A 7,396-nucleotide genomic window follows, 5' to 3' on the forward strand; every position below is an offset into this window, starting at 1 on the left:
GTCTTTTTCCAGCCTCCAGCCGCCAGCCTCCGGCGGGTTGCCGGTGACAAAAGGCGGGCGGCTGGTGGCCGGAGGCCGGAGGCTTTCGATCAGGCGCTGGCGGCCAGCGGTGCAGCCTCTTGATCAGCGGGCTGCTGCCAAGGCGCCTGCAACTTCTTCCAGCACGGGTTGTTGATCGTCATGTCCATATCGCGGGCGAAGATGGCGAAGCCGTCATAGCCGTGATACGGGCCGGAATAGTCCCAGGAGTGCATCTGGCGGAAGGGGATGCCCATCTTCTGGAAGATGTACTTCTCCTTGATGCCGGAGCCGATCAGGTCGGGCTTGACCTTCTTGACGAACTCTTCGAACTCGTAGCCCGTGACGTCGTCGTAGAGCAGGGTCGCGTTGCCCATCTCCTTGATGGTGCGGTCGTAGTCGTCGTTGTGGGCAAATTCATATCCGGTGCCGACGACTTCCATGCCGAGGTCTTCGTAGGCGCCGATCACATGGCGCGGACGCAAGCCCCCGACATAGAGCATGACCTTCTTGCCTTCCAGGCGCGGGCGGTACTTGGCGATGATCGCCTCGTACTCGGCCGTGTATTTCGCGATGACCTTCTCGGCGTTGGCCTGGATGGTCTCGTCGAATGCAGCGGCAATTTTGCGCAGCGACTCCGCGATCTTGGTCGGGCCGAAGAAGTTGTACTCCATCCACGGCACCCCGTACTTCTCTTCCATGTGACGGGAGATGTAGTTCATGGAGCGGTAGCAGTGGATCAGGTTCAGCTTGACCTTGGGGGTCAGCTCCATCTCCGAGAGGGTGCCGTCGCCGGACCACTGGGCGACCACGCGCAGACCCATCTCTTCGAGCAGGATGCGCGAGGACCAGGCATCGCCGCCGATGTTGTAGTCGCCGATCACCGCCACGTCGTAGGGGCCGACCTGGAAGGACTCGTCGCCGTCACGGTTGCCGATGACCCAATCGCGGATCGCATCGTTGGCGATGTGATGCCCGAGGGACTGAGACACGCCGCGGAAACCCTCGCAGCGCACCGGGACGACCGGCTTGTCGAGTGCCTTGCTCTGCTTCTTGGACACCGCCTCGATGTCGTCGCCGATCAGGCCGATCGGGCATTCGGACTGGACGCTGATCCCCTTGCTCAACGGGAAGAGCCCCTCGATCTCGCTGATCAGTTTGTCGAGCTTCTTGTCGCCGCCGAACACGATGTCCTTCTCCTGGAAATCCGAGGTGAAGTTCATGGTGCCGAAGGTGTTGATGCCGGTGTGGCCGACATAGTAGTTGCGGCGACCGGCGCGCGAGTACTGGCCGCAGCCGACCGGTCCGTGCGAGATGTGGATCATGTCCTTGATCGGACCCCAGACCACGCCCTTGGAGCCGGCGTAGGCACAGCCGCGCACGGTCATGACGCCCGGCAGCGACTTGCGGTTGGAGGTGATGCACTTCTTGGACTGCTCGACCGATTGGTCGTTGACCGCCAAATGTTTGGCGCGATCCTTCTTCGCCTTTTCAGGATAGACCTCGAGCACCTCTTGGATGAGGGCTTGGGTCTCTTCGCGAGTCAATGCTGACATACTGGCTTTCCTCGATTCGGCGCCGCGGCAAATCCGCCGACGGCCGCGCGGTGAGAAATGGATGAACAAGGGGCCGCGGCATCGATCCGCCGCGTCCATTCAAAACAACAATTCCCGTACTAAACCCGCTCCGGCATGACCTGCGTTGTCTTCATCCAAGCGAGACCTCGATCCCCGCACCCTTCATCGCCAAGCCGCGCGCCGACTCATCCCTAAGTCTCGAATCATCCTGAACCGCGCCCCGCCGAGGGCAGCAGGGACCACCAAGGCCCAAGCCCTACGAAGACATCAGATGTCACCGAAAGACGTGGTTCAGGCCGCGACCGCCTCTTCGGCAGCCGTCTTGCCGACGATGCTCTCGTCCTCGCCGTCCATCAGACCGAAGTCCATCAGCAGATCTTCGAGCGCATCCATGGTGATCGGCGTGGGGACCACGAACATCTTGTTGTCGATGATCTTCTTCGCCAGCGTGCGGTACTCGTCGGCCTGCTTGGCCTTGGGGTCGTACTCGATGACCGTCATGCGGCGGATCTCTGCGCGCTGAACGACGTTGTCGCGCGGCACGAAATGGATCATCTGGGTGCCCAGCTGACGGGCCAGCTCCATGATCAGCTCGTCCTCGCGGGCGGTGTTGCGGCTGTTGCAGATCAGGCCGGCCAGACGCACCGAGCCGGAGCTTGCGTACTTCACGATACCCTTGGCGATGTTGTTGGCCGCGAACATGGCCATCATCTCGCCCGAGCACACGATGTAGATCTCTTGCGCCTTGTTCTCGCGGATCGGCATGGCGAATCCGCCGCAGACCACGTCGCCGAGCACGTCGTAGAAGACGAAGTCCAGATCGTCTTCATAGGCGCCTTCCTCTTCGAGGAAGTTGATGGCCGTGATGACACCGCGACCGGCGCAACCCACGCCCGGCTCCGGGCCGCCCGACTCGACGCACTTGATGTTGCCGTAGCCGACCTTGAGTACGTCTTCCAGCTCCAGGTCTTCGACCGAGCCGGCGTCGGCGGCCATCTGCATGATGGTATTCTGTGCCTTGGCGTGCAGGATCAGGCGCGTGGAGTCGGCCTTGGGGTCACAACCGACGATCATGACCTTCTTGCCGAGCTCGGCGAGACCGGCCACGAGGTTCTGAGTGGTCGTGGACTTGCCGATTCCGCCTTTGCCGTAGATGGCACATTGACGCATAGCCATGGGGTGGTCTCCTGTAGGTCCGCTCTCGCGGGCGTTGAACAAATTTGCCTCACGAGCCTTACAGCAAACCATGTGCCAACCACCTTGATGCGCTCCATCATGCTGTTTCTCATGGAGTCTTTCACCGCCCACGGATGTTGCCGGTTTGGTGGCATCCCCGACAAAGCCGCAAGGCATGTATGGATAACAACCGACAAACCCAACAACCGCCGCCCGCCACGCTCCCGGCCAACGCCCGCCTTCCCATCAATCACTGCAACCTGCCGGCCGTGATCCTGGGCAGCCTGACCTACCAACAACACCCGGTCCCGTTGGAGCTCGACGGCATCCGCCACTTCCACGCGGATCTCTTCCGAACGCTGGCGCCGATCGCCCAACACACGGCGCGCGCCCAAGCCTTTCAGGACTACGTCAGCGCCCACTTCCTTCTGGATCATCTCGACGAGGCCGGTCTCGGGAAGGGCAAGACCAAGAAAAAGCGGATCAACGCCAACTATCTGCGCATGGCGCGCGGTTGGTCCTTCGACTCGGACGGCCGCGAAGGCGCCATCCTCAAGCGCTGGGTCGAGAGCCGCTTCGGCCTGCTCGCCCGCCACCACGCCGGCCCGCTCCAAGGGCGCAACAGCGAGGCTTACCAGCACTATGTCGCCGAAGGCACCCGTGGCCTCTACGCGACCAACGCCCTCGAGGCCCAGCTCGACCTCCTCTATACCTATTGTCAGTACGAGCTCCTCCAGGCCCACCCCGAAGAGACCCACCTCAGCCTCTACCGCGGCATCAACCGCATCGACGAGCACGAGATCCTCGAAACCCTCGGCGGCGGGCGCTACCGCGTCCTCTTCAACAACCTCAACAGCTTCACCAGCAGCCGCGAGCGCGCCGACGAGTTCGGGGACTACATCCTCATCGCGGAGGTGCCCCTGCCGAAGATCTTCTTCTTCAACCGGTTGCTGCCGGGGATGCTGAAGGGGGAGGATGAGTTTGTGGTGGTTGGGGGGGTGTATGAGGTTTCGATCAGTACGCTGTGAGGCTTGGGGTAGGAGGGGGTTGGGCGGGGATGGAGTGGAACGGGGGCGGGTGGTCCGCGACCTTATCGAGGGATATCCGATTGGGATTCTTGGCCGTGCTGCCTTAAAGCCGGTTGCTTGGAGCCATCGATGTCAGCGCCTGACCGGAATCGCAGCCTATTGGATCAGCTGCCGACATACCTAGTGCCATAGGCGGGGCGAACGAATTTTTGTTTCTCGCGCGGAAATTGTTGTCCGTCCCCAGTTCTTGCTGGTCCGGAACACGCCGATCTTACCCGGTTGGTTGATTTTGATATCCAGATGCTTCCAATCGTCATGGGATCCTCACACATCAAGCGGACGTCGGATCCCTCCCTGGAACCCGGCTAACGCCGGGCTCCGCTTGTTGCCTAGTTACCAGGCAAGTGTCGAATCGTACCAGTCTTCTCCGGCGATTGGTTCGTTTTTGCGGTCGTGCGGCACACTCAAATCGACTGCCCCATCGCACTGGCCGCCTTGCCCATCCGAAGCGGTGAAGCTGACTTCATACACGCGTCCGTCGCTTCCCCCCATGCGCTCCGCCCGAATCTCAGCAGAACCGTCCGCAATGATCGCGTCCGGCATGAAGCTTCCGTCACCCTCGCTGTCCACAGGCTCGTCCTGGAGTGTTTGCCAAACACTGATCGTCACTGGATCGCCGTCCGGGTCGGTGACCCCGAGGATTTCTATAGCCTCGAACTTGTGGTTTGGAGGCCAAAGCAGCCTGGGGCGAGCATACGCCGCGTCGCAAATCGGATTGTTGTTCGGGATGACCTCGTAGGCGCCCGTATCGCACTTTTTGTTCTGCGGCCTTGGGACACCGCGTTGATCCACGGCGTAATCCGTTTCTGGAACTCCGCACAGTTTCCCGTCCCCAACGCGGTCGAGCGCCTCGCTCCAGGCACCGAGTGCATGGGTCAGCGTGGGTCCGCCGTTGTCGGCTAGGGGTTCCAGCGCTGCGTCGCCGTTTTGGATATCACCGGTGGCATTGAAGAGGCAGCTTCCGTCGCTGCTCAGGTTGTACCCCAGCGAGATAACTTTGCCCCTGCAATTGGATCCCAAATTATCAGTCAGCAAAGAAGCGAGTGCAGTCGCTTTACCGTCGCTTCGAATACCTCCGGTTTTTGCGTTGTTCTCAGCAATAGTCGAGTATTCCATTCGTAGCGAGTTCGAATTGTCAATGGCACCTCCGTCTAAGGCGCTATTCCGGCTGAAGGTGCTGTTAATGATTCGAACATCACCCTGGTAATTGTACAGCCCGCCCCCATTACGCTCCGCGGAGTTATCCGAGACGGTGGAAGCGCTGACTAAGACGTTCGCCCCGTTGCTGTAGATACCGCCCCCAGAGCTATTCTTGTGGGACGAGTTACCGCTCACGGTTGTTCCTGTTAGCTCGAGGTGGCAGCCCTTGTCAGCGAAGATACCACCTCCGCCTCCGCCCCAAGATGTCGCATTATTGCTCCGCACTTGACTGTTCTCCAGACGAGTCTGCGTTGCTCCAGCCCCACAATAAAGCCCACCGCCAACCCAGGCGCTATTTTCCTCAATCGCGCTGTCGGTGAAGACCATTAACGTTACCTGCCCAGATTTACACGGAGCTGCATATACGGCGCCTCCAGTACTTCCGCTATTACCTCGAAATGCCGAATCAGTCGCAGACAATACGTTGCCATTCAGCTTTCCGGGTCCGAACCAGATACCGCCACCGGGGTCGGCTGAATTGTTCTCGAAGGTGGTGTGCACTAAGTTCAGATCGCACCCTTGACTCCAGAGACCACCGCCGGAATCAGCGCCATTTTCAGCAATTCGTGCGTTCTCAATAGTCAAGGTAGCGTCGTCGCAACTCAAACCACCGCCGCTCGACGCGTATCCCCCTGTGATGCTGATGTCTCGCAGCGTCGCAATAGTACCCTTACCCTTGAAGCGTAATACGGTACTACTGCCGTTTCCGGTAAGTGCATACCCCGCCCCATCAATGATGATCTCGTCCGCGACGTTATTCCCTACAGGTGAAAAGACCACACTCGATTGCTCGATGTTGGTGGTAAAGGTGATGCTATGTGTGCCTGCTCCTCCAGCATTGACAGCCATGATGGCGTCGTTTAACTCTCTCTCTGTGGCGACCTCGAAGGTCAAATCCGCTCTCGCAGCCGGCATCAGCACTGAAAGTCCAATAAGCGTTGCTGCAAGCCACCAGATTGATCGATTTTCGATGCGTAAGTACATGATATGTCCTCCCGCTTGATCTCGTTCTCGTACTTGCTCACTCAATTAAAGTATAACAGCAGCCCCTGAAGGCGTGCTTTCTGGAAAAATCTGGGATGGAATTACAGTGACCTGCGTCAAGAGAATGACGAAAAGAGCGGATGGATCACCATTTAGTTGATCCGGATCAATGGCGCTCCGTATCTTCTCGCACCCAAGCACGCTCGTGTCAGTCGAGAAGTGCGACATTGTTACTGCCAACACGCCCGCCACCACGCCGGCCCACTCCAGGGCAGGCACAGCGAGGCGTACGAGCTCTATGTCACCGAGGGCACCCGCGGCCTCTACGCCACCAACGCCCTCGAGGCCCAGCTCGACCTCCTCTATACCTATTGTCAGTACGAGCTCCTCCAGGCCCACCCCGAAGAGACCCACCTCAGCCTCTACCGCGGCATCAACCGCATCGACGAGCACGAGATCCTCGAAACCCTCGGCGGCGGGCGCTACCGGGTGCTCTTCAACAACCTCAACAGCTTCACCAGCAGCCGCGAGCGCGCCGACGAGTTCGGGGACTACATCCTGATCGCGGAGGTGCCCCTGCCGAAGATCTTCTTCTTCAACCGGTTGCTGCCGGGGATGTTGAAGGGGGAGGATGAGTTTGTGGTGGTTGGGGGGGTGTATGAGGTTTCGATTAGTACGCTTTGAGGTCCGCGAGGGTGTAGGGCGTGGGACGGGGGTGGGACGGGGGTGGGTGATCCGCGAGCCTGTGACGCACTCGACTCTTTCCCTGAAGTCATGTGCTATATTTTTCAAATCCGTCACGGAGGAAACGAAGGTCATGGACTCGACTCAAGCCGAATCGCCTTGAGAGATCGAGGGGTTCGGATTTTTTGTGTCTTGCTCCAAGGGGGTGAGCTGTGTCGGCGGGGCATTCGTTGAGATACATCATTTGAGGCTACCTGGGTACCAGGCTGCGTGCAGCCTAGTACAAAAGATCGCACATGTAATCTTGAACACTTTAGATCAAGTAACGGTTCAAAAACTAGTTAAACATTTTAACAAGCGAACCCATTTGGATCGACGAGGTAGTTCCATTGTCCGTTCACGCAATCGTGGCGAATGAACCGATCCTTGACGTCGCGGAAGGTGTCGGAACACGTACGGCCGATCTCGTAGGTCGCGTCGAGGATCCGCGCGGTCACGCTCAACCCCGTTTGTGTGCGCGTCTGCTCGACGGTGCGCAGAGCCGTCTGCGGGCAGTCGAGCATGACCCCGCTCCAAGCGCGCTCGACCTGGCTGAACAGGCGATGTTCGATGGGGTTCCACTTGGAGGTATAAGGAGGATAGTGGGCGATGCGCAGGCGCACGCCCAAG

The 7,396-nt window shown here is 59.5% G+C and carries 5 protein-coding genes and 1 pseudogene; 2 read left to right on the forward strand and 4 right to left on the reverse strand.

Features of this window, described 5'->3' with window-relative positions:
• Positions 1–89: 89 nt before the first annotated feature.
• Together nifD and nifH are read right to left on the reverse strand one after the other, a co-directional pair.
• Positions 90–1,574 (reverse strand): nitrogenase molybdenum-iron protein alpha chain, encoded by a 1,485-nt coding sequence (gene nifD, locus THIMADRAFT_RS06245; protein ID WP_007192138.1) that lies wholly within the window; start codon positions 1,572–1,574, stop codon positions 90–92.
• Between the two features lie 312 nt (positions 1,575–1,886).
• The gene (gene nifH / locus THIMADRAFT_RS06250) at positions 1,887–2,771 is read right to left on the reverse strand and encodes a nitrogenase iron protein (protein WP_007192139.1); all 885 of its coding nucleotides are present in this window, start codon (positions 2,769–2,771) and stop codon (positions 1,887–1,889) included.
• A 179-nt stretch (positions 2,772–2,950) separates the two neighbouring features.
• Between nifH and THIMADRAFT_RS06255 the strand changes: the two genes are divergently transcribed.
• Positions 2,951–3,799, forward strand: a complete 849-nt coding sequence (locus THIMADRAFT_RS06255) for an NAD(+)--dinitrogen-reductase ADP-D-ribosyltransferase (RefSeq protein WP_007192140.1) — start codon at positions 2,951–2,953, stop codon at positions 3,797–3,799.
• 393 nt (positions 3,800–4,192) lie between these two features.
• Here the strand turns inward: THIMADRAFT_RS06255 and THIMADRAFT_RS26480 are convergent, their stop codons facing one another.
• Positions 4,193–6,043, reverse strand: coding sequence for a right-handed parallel beta-helix repeat-containing protein (locus THIMADRAFT_RS26480; RefSeq protein ID WP_007192141.1), 1,851 nt, complete (start codon positions 6,041–6,043; stop codon positions 4,193–4,195).
• A 243-nt stretch (positions 6,044–6,286) separates the two neighbouring features.
• Here THIMADRAFT_RS26480 and THIMADRAFT_RS06265 point away from each other — a divergent pair.
• Positions 6,287–6,727: pseudogene (locus THIMADRAFT_RS06265) on the forward strand (NAD(+)--dinitrogen-reductase ADP-D-ribosyltransferase); the annotation flags it as partial.
• 350 nt (positions 6,728–7,077) lie between these two features.
• Here the strand turns inward: THIMADRAFT_RS06265 and THIMADRAFT_RS06270 are convergent.
• A partial coding sequence (locus THIMADRAFT_RS06270; protein WP_407635142.1) for an ISAzo13-like element transposase-related protein occupies positions 7,078–7,396 on the reverse strand: 319 nt, incomplete at its 5' end.

It is taken from the genome of Thiocapsa marina 5811 (assembly GCF_000223985.1).
Lineage (GTDB): Bacteria > Pseudomonadota > Gammaproteobacteria > Chromatiales > Chromatiaceae > Thiocapsa > Thiocapsa marina.

Excerpts from the sequence above, each read along its gene's own strand:
- nifD (WP_007192138.1), bottom strand. The coding sequence starts at position 1,574 with ATGTCAGCATTGACTCGCGAAGAGACCCAAGCCCTCATCCAAGAGGTG.
- nifH (WP_007192139.1), bottom strand. The coding sequence starts at position 2,771 with ATGGCTATGCGTCAATGTGCCATCTACGGCAAAGGCGGAATCGGCAAG.
- THIMADRAFT_RS06255 (WP_007192140.1), top strand. The coding sequence starts at position 2,951 with ATGGATAACAACCGACAAACCCAACAACCGCCGCCCGCCACGCTCCCG.
- THIMADRAFT_RS26480 (WP_007192141.1), bottom strand. The coding sequence starts at position 6,043 with ATGTACTTACGCATCGAAAATCGATCAATCTGGTGGCTTGCAGCAACG.